At 59.5% G+C, this 21146-nt stretch carries 19 protein-coding genes; 15 read left to right on the forward strand and 4 right to left on the reverse strand.

The features are described 5' to 3' along the window. Positions 1–19: 19 nt before the first annotated feature. From NXC14_RS05550 to NXC14_RS05585, 8 genes are all read left to right on the forward strand, one after another. Positions 20–1300, forward strand: a complete 1281-nt coding sequence (locus NXC14_RS05550; RefSeq protein ID WP_085777309.1) for an ABC transporter substrate-binding protein — start codon at positions 20–22, stop codon at positions 1298–1300. Positions 1301–1350: 50 nt separating this feature from the next. Beyond that, positions 1351–2070 (forward strand): ABC transporter ATP-binding protein, encoded by a 720-nt coding sequence (locus NXC14_RS05555; protein ID WP_085777310.1) that lies wholly within the window; start codon positions 1351–1353, stop codon positions 2068–2070. A 2-nt stretch (positions 2071–2072) separates the two neighbouring features. Then, positions 2073–2792, forward strand: a complete 720-nt coding sequence (locus tag NXC14_RS05560; protein ID WP_085777311.1) for an ABC transporter ATP-binding protein — start codon at positions 2073–2075, stop codon at positions 2790–2792. Next, positions 2779–3642 (forward strand): branched-chain amino acid ABC transporter permease, encoded by an 864-nt coding sequence (locus NXC14_RS05565; protein ID WP_085777312.1) that lies wholly within the window; start codon positions 2779–2781, stop codon positions 3640–3642. Before NXC14_RS05560 ends, NXC14_RS05565 begins: the two co-directional genes overlap by 14 nt. A gap of 7 nt (positions 3643–3649) precedes the next feature. Further along, positions 3650–4765: a branched-chain amino acid ABC transporter permease gene (locus NXC14_RS05570; RefSeq protein WP_085777313.1), complete on the forward strand. Its 1116-nt coding sequence runs from the start codon at positions 3650–3652 to the stop codon at positions 4763–4765. Further along, positions 4758–6512, forward strand: coding sequence for an FAD-dependent monooxygenase (locus tag NXC14_RS05575; RefSeq protein WP_085777314.1), 1755 nt, complete (start codon positions 4758–4760; stop codon positions 6510–6512). Before NXC14_RS05570 ends, NXC14_RS05575 begins: the two co-directional genes overlap by 8 nt. Positions 6513–6519: 7 nt before the next feature. Next, positions 6520–7404 carry an intradiol ring-cleavage dioxygenase gene (locus NXC14_RS05580; RefSeq protein ID WP_085777315.1) on the forward strand — a complete coding sequence of 295 codons (885 nt, stop codon included), beginning with the start codon at positions 6520–6522 and terminating at the stop codon, positions 7402–7404. 107 nt (positions 7405–7511) lie between these two features. Next, positions 7512–9674 (forward strand): tetratricopeptide repeat protein, encoded by a 2163-nt coding sequence (locus tag NXC14_RS05585; protein ID WP_085777316.1) that lies wholly within the window; start codon positions 7512–7514, stop codon positions 9672–9674. Positions 9675–9689: 15 nt separating this feature from the next. Here NXC14_RS05585 and NXC14_RS05590 read toward each other — a convergent pair whose 3' ends face one another. From NXC14_RS05590 to zwf, 3 genes are all read right to left on the reverse strand, one after another. Continuing rightward, positions 9690–10148 carry a YHS domain-containing (seleno)protein gene (locus tag NXC14_RS05590; RefSeq protein ID WP_085777317.1) on the reverse strand — a complete coding sequence of 153 codons (459 nt, stop codon included), beginning with the start codon at positions 10146–10148 and terminating at the stop codon, positions 9690–9692. 59 nt (positions 10149–10207) lie between these two features. Beyond that, the gene (locus NXC14_RS05595; protein ID WP_085777318.1) at positions 10208–10801 is read right to left on the reverse strand and encodes an ankyrin repeat domain-containing protein; all 594 of its coding nucleotides are present in this window, start codon (positions 10799–10801) and stop codon (positions 10208–10210) included. A 293-nt stretch (positions 10802–11094) separates the two neighbouring features. Continuing rightward, positions 11095–12564, reverse strand: a complete 1470-nt coding sequence (gene zwf / locus NXC14_RS05605) for a glucose-6-phosphate dehydrogenase (protein WP_085777320.1) — start codon at positions 12562–12564, stop codon at positions 11095–11097. A 233-nt stretch (positions 12565–12797) separates the two neighbouring features. Between zwf and NXC14_RS05610 the strand changes: the two genes are divergently transcribed. The 7 genes from NXC14_RS05610 (at position 12798) to NXC14_RS05640 (ending at position 18883) form a co-directional block, all read left to right on the forward strand. Then, complete coding sequence (locus tag NXC14_RS05610) at positions 12798–14759, forward strand: elongation factor G (RefSeq protein WP_085779997.1); 1962 nt, start codon at positions 12798–12800, stop codon at positions 14757–14759. Between the two features lie 216 nt (positions 14760–14975). Then, the gene (locus NXC14_RS05615; protein WP_085777321.1) at positions 14976–15317 is read left to right on the forward strand and encodes an NIPSNAP family protein; all 342 of its coding nucleotides are present in this window, start codon (positions 14976–14978) and stop codon (positions 15315–15317) included. A 219-nt stretch (positions 15318–15536) separates the two neighbouring features. Continuing rightward, the gene (locus tag NXC14_RS05620) at positions 15537–16271 is read left to right on the forward strand and encodes an SOS response-associated peptidase (protein WP_085777322.1); all 735 of its coding nucleotides are present in this window, start codon (positions 15537–15539) and stop codon (positions 16269–16271) included. 145 nt (positions 16272–16416) lie between these two features. Then, entirely contained in the window at positions 16417–16617 is a 201-nt protein-coding gene (locus tag NXC14_RS05625) for a hypothetical protein (RefSeq protein ID WP_085779998.1), read from the forward strand. A gap of 2 nt (positions 16618–16619) precedes the next feature. Beyond that, positions 16620–16940: a hypothetical protein gene (locus tag NXC14_RS05630; protein WP_085777323.1), complete on the forward strand. Its 321-nt coding sequence runs from the start codon at positions 16620–16622 to the stop codon at positions 16938–16940. 322 nt (positions 16941–17262) lie between these two features. Further along, a complete protein-coding gene (locus tag NXC14_RS05635) occupies positions 17263–18033 on the forward strand; it encodes an SOS response-associated peptidase (RefSeq protein WP_085779999.1) in 771 nt (256 codons plus the stop codon). A gap of 166 nt (positions 18034–18199) precedes the next feature. Then, positions 18200–18883, forward strand: a complete 684-nt coding sequence (locus tag NXC14_RS05640) for a phosphatase PAP2 family protein (protein WP_085777324.1) — start codon at positions 18200–18202, stop codon at positions 18881–18883. A 1235-nt stretch (positions 18884–20118) separates the two neighbouring features. On the opposite strand, the gene NXC14_RS05645 is transcribed toward NXC14_RS05640, so the two are convergent. After that, positions 20119–20973: a heparin lyase I family protein gene (locus tag NXC14_RS05645; protein WP_085777325.1), complete on the reverse strand. Its 855-nt coding sequence runs from the start codon at positions 20971–20973 to the stop codon at positions 20119–20121. Positions 20974–21146 lie beyond the last annotated feature (173 nt).

Genomic DNA, 21146 nt, shown 5'->3' on the forward strand with positions numbered 1-21146 from the left:
GACAATGGGAGGAGGAAACATGTTCACGAGACGCGATTTTCTGAAGACGACGGCGGCCGGCGGCGCATTGATTGCAACGTCGGGCCTGCCCATGCCGGCGATTGCCAAGAATGCGGCAATCAAGCTTGGCTATGTCAGCCCGCAGACGGGGCCGCTCGCCGCTTTCGGCGAGGCCGACAAGTTCGTCATCGATGCCTTTCTGGCGACGACGAAGGCAAAGGGCCTGAACTACGAGGTCGTGGTCAAGGACAGCCAGTCGAACCCGAACCGCGCTGCCGAGGTCGCAAAGGAGCTGATCGTCGACAGCCAGATCAACCTGATGCTCGTATCCTCGACGCCGGAGACGACCAATCCGGTTTCCACGACCTGCGAGGGCGAGGAGATGCCCTGCATTTCCACGGTCGCGCCGTGGCAGCCCTGGTTCATCGGCCAGCAGGGCAATCCCGGCGATCCGGCCTCCTGGAAGCCCTTCAATTACGCCTATCATTTCTTCTGGGGCCTTGAGGATATCATCGCCGTCTTTACAGGCATGTGGAGCCAAATCGAGACGAATAAAAAGGTCGGTGGCCTGTTCCCGAACGATGGTGACGGGAATGCCTGGGGCGACAAGGTCGTCGGCTTCCCGCCGGTCCTGGAAAAGCTCGGCTACGGACTGACGGATACCGGCCGCTACCAGAACCTCACGGATGATTTCTCGGCGCAGATCAATGCCTTCAAGCAGGCAGGCACCGATATCCTGACCGGGGTGATGATCCCACCCGACCTCACCACTTTCTGGAACCAGGCCAAGCAGCAAGGCCTGAAGCCCAAGGTCGCCTCGATCGGCAAGGCGCTTCTCTTCCCGCAGACCGTCGAAGCGTTGGGAAATGCCGGGCACAATCTCTCGACCGAGGTTTGGTGGACCCCGACGCATCCGTTCAAATCGTCGCTGACGGGCGAGACCGCAGCCGCAGTGGCGGCTGCCTTCACCAAGACAACCGGCCGACCATGGACCCAGCCGATCGGCTTTGCCCATGCACTGTTCGAGCTCGCCGTCGATGTCATGACGCGGAGCGAGGATGCGAGCGATGGCGATGCCGTCGCCAAGGCGATCGGCGAGACCAAGCTCGACACGCTCATCGGGCCGGTTGCCTGGGGCAACGAGAAACTGCCGCCGTTCGCGCAAAAGAATGTCGCCAAGACGCCGCTGGTCGGCGGCCAATGGCGGCTGAAATCCGGCGGCGGCTACGATCTCGTCGTCGTCGAAAACGGGCTGGCGCCGAACGTACCGCTTGGCGGCAAGCTCGAAGCCCTTGCGTGAAAGGAGGGTTGCCCGGCACTCGGTCGGGCGGCCGCCAACGGAGAACGACAATGCCCCTACTGGAATTGAAGGGAGTCTCGAAGTCGTTCGGCGCGCTCGTCGTCGCCGAGGATATCGGCTTCTCTGTCGAGCCTGGCGAGGCGCTCGGCGTCATCGGGCCGAACGGCGCCGGCAAATCGACGCTGTTCAACCTTATCAACGGCAATCTCTCCGTTGCCGGAGGATCGATCCAGTTCGACGGCCGCGATGTCACCCATGTGCCGCCGATGCAACGTTGCCTTGCCGGCATGGGCCGCACCTTCCAGATCCCGCAGCCTTTCGCGCGTCTGACGGCCTATGAAAACCTGCTGGTTGCCGGTGCTTTCGGTGCCAAGGCGCGGGAAAGCGATGTCTCGGCTTCGTGCGCGGACATCCTTGTCGAGACCGGCTTGATCGCCAAAGCCAATGTGCCTGCCGGATCGTTGACCCTGCTTGAACGCAAGCGGCTGGAATTGGCGCGTGCGCTCGCCACCCAGCCGAAGCTGTTGCTTCTCGACGAGATCGCCGGCGGATTGACGGAAGGCGAATGCCGCCAGCTCATCGCGACGATCAAGCGGGTTCACCAGCGCGGCATCGCCATCATCTGGATCGAGCATGTGCTGCATGCTCTTACAGCTGTGGCCGAGCGCATCCTCGTGCTCAATTTCGGCCGGGTGATCGGCATCGGCAAGCCCGATGCGATCATGGGTTCGAGCGAGGTGCGCGAAATCTATCTCGGGATGGAGGTCTGACGATGAGCCTCATCGAAACTCGCGGCCTTACGGCCTCCTACGGCGATTTCCAGGCCGTGCTCGGGGTTGATATCAGGCTTGAGGCGGGCGAGACCATCGCCATTATCGGCGCCAATGGCGCGGGGAAATCGACATTGATGCGCTCGATCGCCGGTGTCATTGCCAACAAGCCCGATATGGTCCTGCACCATGGCGAGCCGATTGGGGCAATGCTTGCATCCGATGTCGTGCGGCGCGGCATCGCGCTCGTGCCGGAGGGGCGGAAGTTGTTCTCGTCGCTGTCGGTCGAGGAAAATCTGCAGATCGGCCGCTATGGCCGCCGCGTCGCTGGACCTTGGACGCTCGATAGCATCTATTCGCTATTTCCGGTCCTGAAGGAGAGACGCCGCAATCCGGCGACGGCGCTCTCGGGCGGGCAACAGCAGATGGTCGCCATCGGCCGGGCGCTGATGTCCAACCCGGAGGTTCTTCTGTGCGACGAACTGAGCCTCGGCCTCGCCCCCGTGGTCATCAAGGACATTTATGCCGCCTTTTCCCATATCCGTGCTGCGGGTGCCGCCACCGTGATCGTCGAGCAGGATATCGCCCAGGCGCTGAAGGTGGCCGATCGTATCTACTGCATGATGGAGGGCCGCATCACCCTGACTGGCCGTCCCGCAGAACTCGATCGCGCCGATATCCATGCGGCCTATTTTGGAGCGGACACCCATGAACTGGCTTGATACGCTTCTGCAAGGTGTTCTGCTCGGGGGGCTCTATGCGCTGTTCGCGGCAGGTCTCAGCCTCGTCTTCGGCATCATGCGCCTGGTCAATCTCGCCCATGGCGATCTCATCGTCCTGGCGGCTTTCCTGATCCTGGTGCTTGTCTCTTTGTTGGGGCTTAATCCCTTCCTGGCTGCGCTGATCGCCGCACCCGTGATGTTCGCCGTCGGTTGGCTGCTGCAATATCACCTGCTGAACCGCACCCTTGGCAACGACATCCTGCCACCCTTGCTCGTCACCTTCGGCCTGTCGATCGTCATTCAGAACGGTCTTTTGGAGGGCTTCACGGCCGATAGCCGGCGGATCTCCGCGGGCGCCCTCGAAACGGCTTCGCTGCAATTCGGGGGTGTCGGCGCCGGCCTGATGCCGCTCATCACCTTTGCCTCGGCAGTCCTCGTCATCGTCGGTCTCAACCAGCTCATCTACCGCACCGAGCTCGGCTGCGCCTTTCGAGCCACCTCGGACGATGTGGTGACGGCGAGCCTGATGGGCATTCGGCCGAATACGATCTTCGCCGTCGCGACCGGGCTTGCGATGATGATCGTGACGGTTGCTGCCCTTTATCTCGGTATGCGGGCGAACTTCGATCCGACGGCTGGGCCGGCGCGGCTGATCTACGCCTTCGAAGCCGTTATCATCGGTGGTCTCGGCTCGCTGTGGGGCACGCTTGCAGGCGGGGTCATCCTGGGAGTTGCCCAGACGGTCGGCGCTGCGGTCAATCCCGAATGGCAGATTCTTGCCGGGCATATCGCCTTCCTGCTCGTGCTGGTCTTCCGGCCGCGCGGTCTTTTCCCTCGCGCCGTGGATTGAGGGCGCCATGACTCCGGGTTTCGAAACAATGCCGAGCGAAATTGCTGCACCGCCGGGCTGGCGGGTGGAAACGCGGACGCGGCTTTCGAGCATCTTCATCATCCTCTCGCTTGTCGCGGCGGCCGCGCTCGCCGCTGCACCCTTCATGGTGTCGCGCGGCGTCGTGCAGGATCTTTTCTTCATCCTGACGATGCTGGCGCTGGCGCAGAGTTGGAACCTGCTTGCCGGCTATGCCGGACTGATCTCGGTCGGGCAGCAGCTCTTTGTCGGCTCCGGCGCCTATGCGCTGTTCGGCTTCGTCATTCTTGCCGGCGTCGACCCGATCCTCGCCATTCCGCTCGCCGGCCTCTTTGCAATGCTGATCGCAGCGCCAGCCGCCTTCTTTTCCTTCCGGCTTTACGGCCCCTATTTTGCGATCGGCACCTGGGTCATCGCCGAAGTCGGGCGGTTGCTGTTCGCCCAATGGAAGATGCTCGGCGGCGGAACGGGAACTTCGCTGCCGCGCGAAGCCACCAAGGATATGCTCGGTATTTCGGTGCTGAAGAACTGGTTCGGCATGCGTTCCGCGGCCGCGGCCGATGCGCTCACCTATTGGCTGGCGCTGGCTCTCGTCGCGCTGACGATCGGCTTCATCTATCGGCTGCTGCGCAGCAAGCAGGGCCTTGGCCTTGCTGCCGTGCGCGACAATGAGACAGCGGCCCGTGCGCTCGGCGTCGATGCGCGGCGGCTGAAGATCCTTGTCTATCTGGCAACCGCTTCCGTCACCGGCATGGTCGGTGCGCTCATTTACCTGCAGAAGGCGCGCATATCGCCGGAAGCCGCCTTCTCGCTGACCGACTGGACCGCCTATGTCGTGTTCATTGTCGTCATAGGCGGCATCGGCACCATCGAAGGCCCGCTGGTCGGCGTGCTCGTCTTCTTCCTCCTGCAAAATGCCTTTTCGAGCTACGGCTCCTGGTATCTCCTTGCGCTCGGGGCGCTTGCTATCGTCACGATGCTGTTCGCCCCACGCGGTCTCTGGGGTCTCATATCCAGCCGTACCGGTTGGGAACTCTTTCCGGTCCGCCGCCTGCTGAGAGGCGGATCAACGCTACATGATGAAAAGGGAGGGCCAAATGGCTGACATCACCACCGACGTTCTGATCATCGGTACGGGACCCGCCGGCTCGGCGACATCAGCGCTGCTTGCGACCTACGGCCTCGAGCCGATGGTGATCAACCGTTATCGCTGGCTGGCTAGCACGCCGCGCGCGCACATCACCAACCAGCGAACGATGGAGGTTCTGCGCGATCTCGGTCGCGACGTCGAGGAGGAGGCCTATCTCTTCGCGGTCGAACAGGATCTGATGGGGCAGAATGTCTTCTGCACGGCGGTTGCCGGCGAGGAAATCGGCCGCATGCAGAGCTGGGGCAACCACCCGCTGTCGCGTGCCGAGCACCTTCTTTCATCGCCCGCCCGCATGAACGACCTGCCGCAGACTTACATGGAGCCGCTGCTGTTCAAGACAGCCTGCTCGCGGGGCGCGCAGGCGCGCATGTCGACGGAGTATGTGAGCCATGTTCAGGATGCCGAAGGGGTCACGACCACCTGTCTCGACCGCATGACCGGCAGGGAGCTGGTGATCCGCTCGAAATTCCTGATCGGCGCTGATGGCGGCAACTCCAAGGTGGCGGAGCATGCCGGCCTGACCTTCGAAGGCAGGATGGGCGTTGCCGGCTCGATGAACATTCTGTTCGAGGCTGATCTCTCACGCTATGTCGCCCATCGCCCGTCGGTGCTTTACTGGGTGCTGCAGCCTGGCGCCGATGTCGGCGGCATCGGCATGGGCCTTGTTCGCATGGTGCGGCCATGGAACGAATGGCTGATCGTCTGGGGTTACGACATCAATCAGCCCGCGCCTCAGGTCGACGATGCTTTCGCCACCAAGGTCGTGCGCGAACTGGTCGGCGTTGCCGATCTCAAGCCGAAGATCAAATCCGTTTCGACCTGGACTGTGAACAACATGTACGCGACGAGTCTGTCGAACGGTCGGGTGTTCTGCACGGGGGATGCCGTCCATCGCCATCCGCCTTCGAACGGCCTCGGCTCCAACACCTCGATCCAGGATGGCTTCAACCTCGCCTGGAAACTCGCATTGGTCCTCAAGGGTCAGGCGGGCATGGGCCTGCTCGAGAGCTACCAGGCCGAACGTGCGCCGGTTGCCAAGCAGATCGTTACCCGCGCCAACAAGTCGATCGAGGAATTCGGCCCGATCTTCAAGTCGCTGGGTCTGCTCGATTCCGTCGATCCGGTGAAAATGCAGCAGAACATGGATGCGCGCTGCGATGATACCGCCGACGCCGAACGCCAGCGCACGGCAATCCGCGAGGCGATCGCCTATAAGGTCTATGAGTTCGACGCGCATGGCGTGGAGATGAACCATCGCTACGCTTCGAATGCCGTCGTCAAGGACGGGCAGCCGGAGCCAGCCTACGAGAAGGATGCCGAGCTGCATTTCCAACCGACGACGTGGCCGGGCGCGCGGCTGCCGCATGCCTGGCTGTTCAACGACAGCGGCAGGAAAGTATCGAGCCTCGATCTCACCGGTCATGGCGTCTTCACCCTGTTGACCGGTATCGGTGGCGACGGCTGGATTGCGGCGGCGAGGGCTTTGTCGAAGGAGTTCGGCCTGCCAATCACGACTCATAAGATCGGCCCGCGGCAGGAATGGCAGGACCTGACGGGAGACTGGGCGCGCGCCCGCGAAATCCGCGATGCCGGCGTTCTGCTCGTGCGTCCGGACCATCATGTCGGCTGGCGTTCGCATGCCGCAGTCGCCGATCCGGAAAACGAGCTGCGTCGTGCATTGAAAGCAATTCTGGATCGGTGAGGCGACAATGAGCTTTGAAGAAAAAGGCTATTTCACTGAGGAAAACTCTGTCGAGGTTGTCACCGGCCGCAACACCAATGCACTCGATGCGCGGCTGAAGCAGGTGATGGAGGTGGTGACCCGCAAGCTGCATGAGGCGGTGAAAGAGCTGGAGCCGACCCAGGACGAATGGATGGAAGCGATCCTCTTTCTCACCCGCACCGGTCACACCTGCACCGACTGGCGGCAGGAATTCATTCTGCTGTCGGACGTGCTCGGCGTGTCGATGTTGGTCGACGCAATCAACAACCGTAAACCATCCGGCGCGTCCGAAAGCACGGTTCTCGGCCCCTTCCATGTCGCGGATGCGCCGGAACTGCCGATGGGCGCCAATATCTGCCTCGACCAGAAGGGTGAGGACATGGTGATCAGCGGCCGAATCCTCGATACCGAAGGCCGCCCGATCGAAAACGCGGTGCTCGACGTCTGGCAGGCGAATGACGAAGGGTTCTATGACGTCCAGCAGAAGGGCATCCAGCCCGATTTCAATTTGCGCGGCGTATTCCGCACCGGCAAGGACGGACACTATTGGTTCCGCGCGGTGAAGCCGAAATACTATCCGATCCCAAATGATGGTCCCGTGGGGCAATTGCTCGGTGCGCTCGGCCGTCACCCCTACCGGCCTGCGCATCTGCACTATATTATCAAGGCAGACGGGTTTGAGACGCTGACGACCCATATTTTCGATCCCGACGATCGCTACATCCATTCCGATGCGGTATTCGGCGTCAAGGAGAGTTTGCTGGCCGAATTCAAGCTGATGGACGACCCCACGAGGGCAAGGGAGCTCGGTTTCGCAGGATCGTTCTGGCAGGTCGAGCACGATTTCGTGCTGGCGCCGGAACGAAAGTGAAAACAGGCTAGCCCCCAAATTAGCGAAAAGACCGGACTCCTGTGCCAGCGCGCCCTCGGTCGTGGTAAGATGCTCAGCTCCCTGTATCAAAATCGTGGGGCAGAGAAATGGAGAGGCGTCTCGCCGCGATACTTTCCGCTGACGTGGTAGGCTATAGTCGTCTCATGGGAGTGGATGAGAGCGGCACCTTCGAGCGGTTGAAGGCCTGCCGCCGGGAGCTGGTTGATTCCGCCATCGAAGAGCATCATGGCCGGATCATCAAACTCATGGGTGACGGCGCACTCGTCGAGTTTGCCAGCGTTGTGGACGCGGTTCAATGTGCGGCCGTCATCCAGCGGAAAATGCCCAGCAGAGACCAAGGAGTTTCCGAGGAGCAGCGCATTCGATTTCGCATCGGGATCAATCTTGGCGACATTATCGTTGAAGCCGATGACATCTATGGCGACGGCGTCAACATAGCCGCCCGTCTGCAGGCAATTGCCGAACCTGGCGGAATCTTCATATCCGGGACCGCATTCGACCATGTTGTGCACAAGGTCGATGTCGGCTTCTCGGCACTCGGCGAGCATCGACTGAAAAACATTGCGGACCCGGTTCGCGTCTATCGCGTTCTGCTTGACCCAGGGCACATCGGCACGGTCGTCTTTTCCCCTCGGCCAAGGTCACGAGGTATCGCACTGCTGGCGCTCGCGGCGCTGTTGATCCTTGCCAGCGCGGCTGTCGTCGCCTGGCAATGGCCGCAGAAGCAACGCGCATCGATCGCAGTGCTACCCTTCGCCAACTTGAGTGACCAAACCCAGGATTACTTCGCCGACGGCATTACCGACAACCTGATCACCGACCTCACCAGGTTGTCGAAACTTGATGTCATTTCACAGAATTCCGTCTTTGCCTACAAGGATAAGCCCCACTTGCTGGCAGACATACGCCGTGACCTCGGCGTGCGCTTTGTCGTGGAGGGCAGTGTTCAGCGCATGGGCGACCTGATGCGCGTCAACGCGCAGCTGGTCGACGCTGTGAGCGGCGACCATCTGTGGGCCAATCGGTTTGATCGCAGCGGGGCGGATGTGTTTGCTGTCCAGGATGCGATGAGCCGCCAGATCGCCAATGCGCTCGGTCTGGAACTCACCCCGTCCGAGGTAGAGCGAATTGCCCGACCCCCGACCGCCAATCTCGAAGCTTATGACTATTATCTGCGTGCCGAGCAGGCGGCCCGTACCGGCCGTCGTTCTCGGATGCTGGAGGCATTGGCGCTGTTTGACAAGGCCGAGGAACTCGACAGCGGCTTTGCTGAAGCCTTCGCGTCCGATGCGCATGCGTCGGCCTTTGTCTGGCGAAGCGCATATGACGACGTCCTCCAGAGTGCCCTGGCGCGAAAAAGAACATACGACAAGGCAAGTCGCGCGCTCGCCCTCGATCCCGAACTACCGTCGCCTTATGCGGTCCTCGCTATCATGCAGGTCGTGGACCGACGTTATGACCAGGCGATCGCCTCGGCGCAGAAGGCCGTGTCGCTCGGGCCCGCCGATGCCGAGGCCCATATGGCGGCCGCATATGTTCAATTGGTAACGGGCAATCACGCCGACGCCGCTGCTGCGGTCGACAAGGCGCTCAGGTTTGATCCGAACCCCTCTGCTGTCGACCGATATACGGCTGGCATGATTTTCTATCTGCAACGCGACTACGAGAGGGCGATAGACAGTTTCAAACGCGCAGGCTATGGCTCCCAAGGTAACGGCGAGTTCGTTACCGCTCTCGCCATGGCCTATGTCCGTGTCGGTCGCATTGATGAGGCTCGAGCGACTGTCGCCGAGGCCGAACGTCTCATGGGGGGGCGTGACTGCCTCGCGTCATGGCGGCTGGGCAGTGCCCATTTCAGAGACCAGGATTTGGCATTTATCCTCGACGCGCTGCGCGAGGCGGGGCTGCCGGAATGGCCGTTCCGCTTCCAGGGGGACGAGCAAAATCGGTTGAAGGGTGCCGAGATCGCTGCCACCGTCATGGGCAAGCTTCTGCGGGGAAAGACCGAGCCGTCCGATAGCCCTGCGCTGATGCAAGTCCAAGTGGACGGAAAGGCCGCATTCCGCTCGGCGTCCCAAATGATGACCGAGAAGATTTCTGTCAAAGGGGACCTGCTTTGCGAGCAAAGTGAAAACGCATTTGGGCGAGCCGATTGCGGCCCGGTCTATAGACACGCAAACCCGGCTGGCGAAACCAGCTATGCTTACGCAAATTCAACCAAGGTCTTCTATTTTTCACCGGCCCAATAGGCGCTTGTCAGTCCGTCAGTGGTACTGATCCAGCTCGAGATCGGCCGCGACCTTCGCCCATTTGGCATCGGCCTTGGCCACAGTGTCCGCCGGATGCGCGGCAAAGTCCTCCGCATCCGCCTTGTCATACATCAGGTAAAGCTTGCCCTCGACGATCTTGAAGGCTTCCGGATCGATGTTGACGGTGACGGACCCGCCGCTCACCTCGCCCGTGCAGTAGCCGCCGTACTGAGGCGCGTATCTAAGCGGCTCGCTCATAAACATCTCACGATGTTTGGCATTGGCGAAATGCCAGGGCGTCCCCATCCATTCGTAGGAGATTTTTTCCGAGCCTTTCGTCGCTTTGCCTTCGGTAAAGTAGGCGACAGTGTCGTACCCCATGATAGCGACACCGCCGAAGTAGCCCGTGTTTACGGAATCGTCGGCCATGGCTGGTGATCCGCTGACTGCACCTGCGACAGCCAGACCGATCATTGCCGAAGAACGGCCAATGCATCGTGTCCCGTTTCCAGAATGCATCTGCTCCTCCTGTCTTAATCATGTATTTCCATGCACTTAGCGTAATTGGCCGCGCCGAGGATGCTGCCCGGAGGGCAGGCCACACCATGTCGCTTGAACAGGCGGACGATATCGAAATTGCCTTTCCACATGGCCCTCGTGATTGGCGCGTAGCCGTGAACCTCGGCGTGGTTGACATCGGCCCCCTTGGTAAGCAAAAACTCGGCTAGGAGGACATGGTTCTCTTCGCCCGCAACCATGAGGGGCGTAACACCGGCTTTGTTGGATGCATCGTCGAGAACTGCTCCATGGTCCAGGAGCAGTTTGCTGATGGGTAGGCTACCCGAAAATGCCGCAGCATGAAGGGGCGTAAAGCCGCCTGAATTCCTCGCCATAACATCGGCATGTCTGTCTATTAACAGCTCGGCAACGGCAAGCTGATTTTCAAGCGCGGCGTTGATGAGTGGTGTTGCTTGATCGCGCGTGCGGCTGTTGACATCGGCACCCGAAGCCAGAGACTGTTCCACGGCAACGGTGTTTCCTGCTGAAATGGCATCGAACAAGGGATCCCCAGCGGCCGCCACTGTCGCTGAAAAAAACAACGCCACCGATGTAAGAAACCGGCGCATAGCTTCACCTTGAAATTTCCCCACAGAATACCACGCCGTCGGCGCTTAAGCTACCTGACACCTGCATCGGCCATAGCGGCGACCCGCCGTGACGACGCCTCTCAACGTGGGGGACGGAGGCCGCCGGCAAAGGGAGCCATTCCAGATGCGGATGTCCTCCGGCTCGGCGACACGGCCGTCCTCCTTGTCGCGGCCGATCACCTGCGGCTGCAGCCAGAGAGGGCCGCCCCGACGCTCCGCATGCAATTGGTCGGCGCATTCTGGTCGCCCGGCACCGATCCAACTGTTGACCCTCAATCACGCTTTGCCGCATCCCTCCAGGCGCGCTCGAACGGTAGGCGCCAAGCGTGCGGGGCAATGAGTTGGTGGATCGACTTCGGCCCCCAGCCGCCCTGGTCGTAGAGGCGTACGGGCGGCGGGTTATCGAGGAGAGATTGGGAAACCTCCCAGAGCCGCTCAATACCCTCGGCCGTAGTGAACAGCGTGTGGTCGCCGCGCATGGCGTCGAGGATCAGACGCTCATAGGCCTCCAGAACTTCGCCAATCAGGCCGGTTTCGCTCATGGCGAATTGCAGCGAGAGTTTGTCGAGCCGGAAGCCCGGTCCAGGGCGCTTGCCATAGAAGGAAAGCGAGACCTTGGAGGCATCGGCAAGGTCGAAGGTAAGGTGGTCAGGGCCCTGCGCCCCCACGCCAGAGCCCGCAGGGAACATCGATTTCGGGGGCTCGCGGAATGCGATGGAAATAATGCGCTGCCCCTCGGCCATGCGCTTGCCGGTACGCAGGTAGAAGGGCACGCCAGCCCAGCGCCAGTTGTCGATGGCGCATTTTAAGGCGATGAAGGTGTCAGTGTCGCTTTCGGGATCGACGCCAGGCTCCTTACGGTAGCCGATGTATTGACCGCGCACCACGTCGCGCGGCTCAATCGGCAACATGGAGCGGAACACCTTGTTCTTCTCTTCCGAGATCGGCGCAGGCTCAAGGGCAGTGGGCGGCTCCATCGCCATGAAGGCGAGGATTTGGAAAAGGTGGGTCACCACCATGTCACGATAGGCGCCGGTGGTCTCGTAAAAGGCGGCGCGGGTGGAAAGGCCGAGCGTCTCCGGAACGTCGATCTGCACATGGTCGATGAAGTTGCGGTTCCAGATTGGTTCGAACAGGCCATTGGCAAATCGGAAGGCCAGGATGTTTTGCGCCGGCTCCTTGCCGAGGAAATGGTCAATCCGGAATATCTGCTTCTCGTCGAACACCTCGTGCAGCTTGTTGTTCAGTTCAACGGCACTGGCAAGGTCCGTGCCGAAGGGCTTTTCCATGATGATACGGGAGCGTTCAGTCAGCTCAGCCTGGGCGAGAAGTTGCACGGCCAGAAGGGCGGCGCTTGGTGGCACGGATAAATAATGCACGCGCCGCGTCTCGGCGCCCAGTGCTTTCTCGGCTCTATCGACCGCTTCCTTGAGAGCATTGGCGCCGGCAGCGAGCGGAACATAGTCGAGCGATGCGGCAAACGCTTCCCATTCGGACGGCGAGAACTTGCGAGTCAAGAATTTGTCCAGTGAGTCACGGGCGATGGTGCGGAAGGCATCGGCATCGATGTCGTCGAGCGAGACGCCGATAATGCGACATCCTGGGATGAAGCCCGCATTGGTGAGGTGGAACAGCCCGGTCAGTAGTTTGCGCCTTGAGAGATCGCCCGTCGCGCCGACGAGCACAACGACCTGTGGGTAGCCGGGGCCAACCCGAGTTGAATTCTTGCGCAAGACACTCATCCTCAAGCCTTCCGTTGTCGCTTGGGGATGGAGGTCGACCCCAGCTCCGCGCTGCCGCGAAGCGGCTATCTTCGTGCGTGATGCCATGACGTTGAAGCTCACCCCTCTAAAGTTAAATAGAGGCATGGATCGTGTAGCGGAGCAAGGGGACTGAACCCCTCTGGCGCCTTGCAGCGGTTCAGGGCATCCTATGATGGCTGAAAATTGTGTTTATGGCAGTTGGAGGAATGCCGATGCGTTGCTTTACCGTACTTGGACCCTCGCAGACTGGAAAATCGACGGTCGTCGAAAAGCTCGGCTCGTTGGAGGGAACGCCGAGAAAATCCAGCTCCCCTTATGGACTGAACCTCACGGAATTCACCTTTGGAAATGAGGCGTGGTGCGCGCTCGATGCGCCGGGACCGAACGAAGCCTTGGCGCATGTGCAGCACGCGCTTCTTGCCAGCGACGCCTGCATTCTGTGTGCTTCTCCGGCTCCCGAAGAGGCCGTGCTCGCCGCACCCTATCTGCGGATAATCGAAGCCTCGGGGACGCCCTGCATCCTCTTCGTCAACCGGATGGACGAACCGAGAGGGCGGCTGAGGGATGTGATCGCCGCGCTTCAAGACTACGCCAACCACACGCTTTTGCTTCGCCAGATCCCGATCCGCGAGGGAGACAAGATCGTCGGCAGTTGCGATCTGATTTCCGAACGGGCGTGGCGCTACCGGGAAGGCCAGACTTCGGCGCTGATTGCAATCCCCGAAAGTGCTGCCGAGCGCGAGCAGGAAGCGCGCAGCGAGCTTTTGGAACACCTGTCCGAATTCGATGACTGGCTTCTTGAGGAACTGATCGAAGATCGCGAGCCGCCCAGCGACGCGCTCTATGCCATTTCATCGCGGGTTCTGAGCGAAAACAGGATTATTCCGGTCCTGATCGGCGCCGCAAGTCACGGCAACGGCATGATGAGGCTGATGAAAGCGCTGCGCCACGAGGCGCCGCAGGTCACGGCTCTTCGACAGCGCCTGGCTCGTGCGGGCAATGTCGATGAAAACAAGCTGACCGCCGTGAGCTTCCATGCCTATCATCGTCAGAATATCGGCAAGACGGTGCTGGTGCGTGCATTTGGCGAGGGACTGCGGCAAGGCGCATCACTCGGCGGCTCCGGCCTCGGCGCCGTGCAGGATCCCGCAAACGGACGGTCCAGTTCGGCGATCACGCCTGCACCGGGGGATGTCTTCGCAACAGTCAAGTCCGACCACTTGCCCGTCCCGTCGCTGTTGACATCAAACGCAGCGGTCGCCCCGCCCGAATGGACCGAGCCACCGACGCCGATGCTTGAAAGGATCCTGGTCCCGGGCAGCGAACGCGATGAAAACAAACTCTCCGAAACGCTGGCAAAACTTGCCGAGACGGATCGCGGTCTTGTCGTTCTGCAGGAGGAAGGCACCGGCGCCCAGCTCGTCCGCGCCCAGGGCCCGGTACATCTGCGCGATCTCTGCCGAACCCTGTCCGACGTCTTCCACATCGAGGTAACAGATCGAACGCCCCGCCCGATCTATCGTGAAACTATCGCGAAGCCGTCCGAGATTCACTACCGGCATCGCAAACAGACCGGCGGCGCCGGGCAATTCGCGGATGTGAAGCTCAGCATTCGCCCCAACGAGCGTGGCCGGGGCTTCACCTTCAGCGAAACCGTCAAGGGTGGCGTCGTTCCGCGCAACTACATCCCTGCCGTCGAAGCAGGCGCGCGCGAAGCGATGGAGAAAGGGCCGCTCGGCTTCCAGGTCATCGATGTCGGCGTAACGCTGTTCGATGGTCAGCACCATGCTGTCGACAGTTCGGAACACGCCTTCAGGACTGCTTCGAAAATGGGAGTGCGACAGGCGCTTTCCGAAGGGTCGGCCGTTTTGATGCAACCGGTCTTCCGCAGCGAAATTCACATTCCGTCGATCTATTCCGGCAGCCTCGTCCAGATCGTTTCCGCTCTCAAGGGTCAGGTTCTTGGCTTCGACCGGGATGAAAACGCCAAGGGATGGGACATCTTCCGGGCACTTGTTCCGGGCGGCGCGCTTGACGATCTGGCGCGGGCGCTGCGCTCGGCGACGCAGGGCATTGGTTACTTTTCCAAGACCTTCGATCACTTCGAGGAGCTATACGGCAAGGAAGCGGACGCCATCGTGAGGGCACAGGAGGAAACGGGCGGCGCACACTGAAATCTTCCCGCCAATACCTCGACGGGCTTGGGGGGCAGCATGCGGCCGGGGCCGGTCAGTTCGCACTGGTTTTCGGAATGCGCCTGAGCTCCGATCCTCGCTTTCGAGGATGGCGCGCCGCGGAACCATTGATTACCTTGCGAAACTTTATAAGCTGCCCCTCATTACCGTGAGCGGCTTGAGGACGCTCCAAAGGGCATTCATGAGGGGCATCCGATGATCCACGAATTGCGCATCTATACTTGTCTGCCGGAGAGGCTGCCGGCACTGCAACAGCGTTTCGAGACCGCGACGCTGGCGATCTGGGAACGGCTCGGCATCCGCTCACTCGGCTTCTGGACAACGATGATCGGTTCTTCCAGCAACGATCTGACCTACCTGCTCGAATGGCGGTCGCTGGCGGAGCGCGAGCAAAAATGGTCCGAGTTCATCGCCGATCCGGAGTGGAAGGAAGCGAAGGCGAAGAGCGAGGCGGATGGGCCGATCATCGCCAACATCACCAGTTCGCTGCTGCAGCCGACACGCTTCTACCGCGGCTTCTCCAACCCGTCGGAATAACGGTTACGGCAGCCGAGATCGCATGACCATGTCCGGCACCGTCATTCTCCTTGAAGACGCCGTTGTCATACCGCAAGTTGAACAGCCATATCTTAAAATGCAATTGACCCATATTGAGTATTGACACTTCATAAGTCGCGGCGGGGAAAACATTTCGGCTGCCTTGACCTGCTGAGGGAGGGTTATATCTAAATAAGTAGTTTCCCCATGGAATACCGAATGTGTAGTCGCGTTTACATCAAAGAACCGCTTCACGAGCTCGCGCGTAGTTTCTCTTTCGCCGGATACGGCGAGCTTGACGGCTTGGTTGACCGCATCCCTCGATACAACGGCTCACCAGGCCAAGTCTATCCGATCATCATCCAGGAAGCAGCGCCGGGAACCGGTATCGTTGGCCCGGTCTTTGCAATAGCAAAGTGGGGACTGGCGCCGGCATCTAGAACGCCTAGCGACCGGCGTCGCCCATTGGTCGATGTTCGCTGCGAAAAGATTGCCGCACACAGACTCGCCGGGCCTGCCTACCGGTCTCGGCGCTGCTTGATTCCAGTCAACGGATTCTTTGAGTGGAAGTTGATCTCCGCTCACAGCCGAGACAAGCAACCCTATGCTATCGCGATGAAGACGGACGTTCTGTTTGCTCTCGCAGGCATTTGGGAGCTCTGGCGCCACCCAGCCGGCATCGATATCCGCACCTTCGCCGTCGTCACCTGCGCGCCGAATGAGATGATGACGACAATCAGTGAACGAATGCCAGTCATTCTCCGTCGGCAAGACTATGAGCGCTGGCTATCTCCTGATCCAAATCCATCCGACCTGATGAAGCCATACTCGGCCGACCTTTTGACCATGTGGCCGATCGGCACGGGCGTTGACAATCTGAAGAATACCGGCCCCGAGATCATCAGCCCGGTTAATCTCGGTCCGCAGCGTCCTCTGACTCGTCAGCTTCGCTGAGAGGCGGAACCGCCCTCCACACTGCCACGACATTCAGCCGCCCTCGAAAAGAAACAGAGGATTATTGACTCCATCGCTCCGCGTGAACATAATGAGAACATCGGCGTGCGGCCGCCAATCTGAAAACTAAAGTATGGAGCACGGGATGCGCGAGCAGCCGATTGGCGAAGCCATGGTTGATGACGAGATTGCCGAGGTGCTTGCCTATCACAAAGGCGATGTGCAAGCGGCGATAGGAACGCTCCTGGCAGACATCCGTCACCTTCGCTGGCAGCTAGTGCTGACCGAAGGCGCTATGGGCCGAGGGATCACGCGTGGGTGGCGGCCGAGATACGACCGAGACTGACCATGCCGGAGATCAACTATGCCAAGAAGTTGCGCGGGTGGACCCTGCGCGACGCGGCTGATGCTAACCAATTGCTCGAGGTAACGTGCCAGCTGTGTCGAAGGACTTACCGGTTTTTTCCGCGAGATCTGTTGAAGCTGACGAAGGACGTGAGCCTCGATCGCTTGGCCGGCCGCTTCCGGTGTGAGCTCTGCGACCGAAGGGAATACATGAACCTGAAGGTCGTCCAGATTTGGGGGGCTGAAATCGGCAAGCTTCCAGTGCGCCGACTGGTCAAGGTGACGTCGGTCAAAAAACCAATCTGGGAAGACGGAGTTTTGTAGGATGGCGTCGCGCCGAGATAACCCTAGCGCCCGCTGGCGCCTAAAAACTGATCTTCCTCATCACGTCATACTCTGGTGGGGCAACTATCACTCCGGCGAACACCCCTATTCCGTTCACGATCGGGGTACGGTCATCACCGCGGCGCTCGCACTGGACAGCAGATCGAAGAGCTATAGGGCGTCGATCGAGTGGGATAGCTATCTTGTCTTTTGCTTCAGCAGCCGCGAAGCTGCAGAGCAATTCAGGGATCGCTGGGACGGCCAGTTAATCGATACGGACGAAGTGGCCCGCAATGGGGCCTGGAGGCCGAAGGAGGGAGATGTGTGCAATCTATACCGGATGGATGCGAAGGATTGGGTCAATAAGTGGGCTCAAGACGTCGAGAGTCTGGTCAACTTGATGCCGGCCTACCAGATGAACCCGGACCAATTGGGCCCGATCGTCCGCAACACACCAGATGGCCGCAAGCAGCTTGTCCATGCGAGATGGGGTCTTCCTTCGCCATTCTTCGTGATCAAACAGGCAGCTGAGGCCCGGGCAGAGAAATTGCGCCAAAAAGCCAAGCCCGTCGACATGGACATGCTCATCCGGATGGAGCCGGATAAGGGCGTCACCAACGTCCGCAACCTCAATGTTTCGCACTGGAAGAAATGGTTCGGCGTCCAGAGCCGTTGCATAGTGCCGGTGACCAGTTTTGCCGAACCCGATCCCGCCAGTAAACAGGACGGTGGAAGCACGCCAAACGCGTGGTTCGCCCGTGACGACAGTAGGCCGTTGATGTTCTTCGCTGGGATCCACGTTCCGCAATGGCAAAGCGTTCGGAAAGTCAAGGATGGTCTTACGACCGACGACCTCTACGGCTTCTTGACCACCGACCCCAACGACGTCGTCAAACCGATCCACGGAAAGGCGATGCCGGTCTTGCTGCTGACGCAAGAAGAAGTCGACGTGTGGATGCGCGCCCCTTGGGAAGAGGCGAAGGCGCTCGCCCGCCCGCTGCCAAACGATGCAATCAGGGTGATATCGCGCGAGGCCTATGGCTCCACCATCATCAGCAACGCCGGGGAGCCGGTGCAAACGAATTTGCTGTAACCACTATGAGTGGACAACGGCATAAAGGCATCATCGGCGCCGGGTGCTAACCTGATTATCGAGCACTATTGCTGTGTCGCCGGCTGCGCGGAGTGGTCTTAATGGGATGATGACATAACTATACATCGTAGATCATTCTAAACCAAAGAAATTGGCTGGCTTCTCAATGCTGAACGGTCTCGACACCTTCGTGATGAAGCTGATGGGTCAATATTCATTCAAGTCGATTATAGCGAATAAGTTCATTATTCATTTTCTTGACTTGAACACTGTAAAATTTCTGACTTTATTTATATTATTGTGGTTTCTATGGTTTTTTCGAAATAAGTGGAAGCCAGTTGTTGTCGAATGCATCATCGACATGTTCTTCGGAATTGGCATATCGCGATTTATACAACTGTTTCTGCCAGAGCGTCTCAGGCCGCTGCATTCAGGCAATCCCGACTTCGTGCTGCCTTTGGGCGTTGATCCGAAAGCGCTTGAGCATTGGAGTTCCTTCCCCAGTGACCATGCCGCGCTGACCTTCGCGGTATCGACAACGATGTGGCGTGCATCCCGACCGCTTGGTGCGGCCTGCTTCATCTGGTCGACGTTCGTGATTTGCCTGCCGCGCATCTATGCTGGCTATCATTATGCGACCGACATCCTGGGTGGCGCTTTTGTAGGCGTGTGCACAGCCCTTCTGGTTGCACGCCCTCTTCAGAAGCTATTGATGCCGTCTCTGCTAACGGCTGAGGAGCGCTTTCCAGCTTTGTTCTTCTCCGGTTTCTTTGTCATATCCTATGAATTTGTGACGCAGTTCGACGAGCTGCGGCTCGTCGGAAGGGCCTTTCAACACCTCATCTCGTGATTGCGAGATCGACGAGCTCGGATAAACGGCACATCCTTCCACCTGCAGGCCGTTCCGGATCACATAGACGAAGCTTGGGCGGCGGGCTGGCGAGAATCGAAACCGTAGCAAGCGAAGATTGGCCTAATTAAGAAGGGCCGAAGCTGAGTTTAACTATCTCCAACGCTGTAACGGAACCTAGCCGGTCCTCGTTCGTTGAGGCAATAGGAAAGCACGGGTGTTCCTCCTGTGCGATCCGTGTTGTCAAGACTTGCCCCGTTTCGGCGGGGCTTTTTTGTCCGGCATCGTACCGGAACCGCACTATGCCCGATCACCCCGCCGCTGTTGAGGAAGCGATCGACAAGCTGATCGATCTTGACGAGACTGCTCGAGCCCACTTCCAAGACAATTCGAAAAAAATCGCCGAGTGATGTTCAATCGAATTCATCCTCGGATCGTATCAAGGTGAGGGGTTCTAACGCCCGCGCCTCATGGCGCCGTTTCCATGTGAGGCGCCATCAAACGCGGACGCATCCAGTTCGCGAGTTCGACCGGACAACCTCGATCCACAGTGGGTACGGCAGCAGACATTTAAGTCGCTGCTAATGCTCCCCATATAACATGCTGCGCCGGTCGGGTTCTTCGTCCGGCGTAGCGGCGTGCTCCTGCGTTCATGGATGGTGCAGTTGAGCCGCCGCACTTCTTTCTCAACGGAAGCCGAAGAAGCTCAGGATAGCGAGCACGATGACGACGGCGCCGACGAGCCAGATTAAGTTATTCACGTGGAATCTCCTTCAATGGGAATGAGCCAGGTTGCAAGCACATAATGTTTGGCGGCGGCTCATGTTCCAATGTCCACAATGCCTGGCGTCGCCTGCCAAGACTTGCCCCCTTGCGAGGGCTCTTTGTCCGGTAGTGTACCGGAACCACAGGCAGCACAGTGAGGTTAAGTCACCGGATCGCCGGCAGAGAGGTAGTAACTTCGGATCGCACACGCCTTTTCTGCTTGCGATCCACCCCACCCCGGAGTGGGGTCGTGCGGAGTAAGTTTCCCAGTGGGCTCCCAACGCGACGCACGACTTCTTTCTCAGCCCAGCCAAATGAACATAAGTGTCGAACACATTTGCTGATCAAGGACGGCGGATTGGTTCGTGAGTCGTGGAAATTTTGATGACGGGCCGCCCACCTCCCTCCGTGCACTTCGGCTCCGCAAACTTCGTTGTTTGCGGAGCCCCATCGCCGTCGATCCTGCTGAGCTACTTCCAAACGAGAGCCTCACGAGATTTCGCCATGCTGACGTAGCGATAGTAGACTGTCGCGGGCACCACCAATTTGGTGCCAGTCGTGCAGCACAGGTAGTTGCCGAAAAGAAAGTAATTTAGCTTATCGCATGAAAAACAGGTAACGCCGTGATAGTCCACGACCTGCTTCCCATCCAGAAACATCAAGAAGCGTCCGTCGACTTCCCTGGTCCATCGGACAAAGAGTTCGAAACGGTGCCAAGCGCCCGCCAGTTCCCTGATAGAGGCGACGCGCATGTCGAAAAGGTCAATACAGTCACCGCCGAACTGGGTCATCTGCTTCCCGCTTGGCTTTTCCATACTCCATGAAAGGAATTGGTCGTTGCTATGGGGATTGGTGGTCAGGGCCACGAGTTGGCATTGGTCCTGATCCTTGAATTCGACGAATATCTCGTGACCTCTTACCTGCTTCGAACCAATTGGAAAGTCGGGCACGAAATACATGTCCCAGCCATACCATGCCTCCTTGGGTTGCTTGGCCTTGCGTCCCTGCTGAACCGTCGCGCGAGCCGACTGTTGCTCGCAGTCGTCCTGCACGCACGGGCCTGGATTGATCGAGAACTTGAACACCTTGGCCGCGTTGTACTGATCCAGCGGGTCTTTCACCATAGTAAAGCCGCCCGGCTGATTGCGCTCCGTCGTAACTCTAAACGGGTGAGTGAAGCCAGGAACTTTAAATGTCCTTTCCGCACCGAATGAAAGATTTGCTGAAAGAACTGGCGGAAGTACTGCCACCAGGATTTTGCGGAGGAAGTTGAATATGCCGATATTCTTGAACCCTGAGCTTGACCGATTAGTTCTCAGCGGCATCACCAACCTCCCTCATTGTCTCGGCATCGCCTGTTACGCGTTCAATATGCCCTAAGGGGCGACCTTCAGCTTTGAAGGAATTGCGGAGCTTCAACCAGACGACTTCAGCGGTGGCCAGCGGCACACCGCTTAACGACGACCGAATGAGCCGTGCCACCAATCCCATCCTGAAT

Source organism: Rhizobium sp. NXC14, from assembly GCF_002117485.1.
Lineage (GTDB): Bacteria > Pseudomonadota > Alphaproteobacteria > Rhizobiales > Rhizobiaceae > Rhizobium.